Here is a 258-nt window from a genome sequence, read left to right on the forward strand (position 1 = left end):
GGTCTGGGGATCACTTTGGCGTTTCGGGCTGGATTTTTCAACATGGGAGCAGAGGGGCAGATGGTTCTCGGCGGGGTCGCTGCCGCGTTAACGGCCGTTTATCTCCCCGGTCCCGGCTTTGTCAAGTTGATTGCAGCGATTCTCGTCGGGATGGCTGCAGGCGGCCTCTGGTCTGCGATGGCTGCCTGGTTTGAAGCGCGATTTCGCGTCAATCTGCTGATATCCACGCTATTGTTAAACTATATTGCTGCTTTGTTC

Annotated in this window: 1 pseudogene; it reads left to right on the plus strand. The window is 55.8% G+C overall.

Annotated features, from left to right (window positions below):
• A pseudogene (locus MXD62_RS09010) lies at positions 1–258 on the plus strand (ABC transporter permease); the annotation flags it as partial.

The organism is Frankia sp. Mgl5, from assembly GCF_023242985.1.
In the GTDB taxonomy this organism is placed as follows: domain Bacteria; phylum Actinomycetota; class Actinomycetes; order Frankiales; family Frankiaceae; genus Parafrankia; species Parafrankia soli.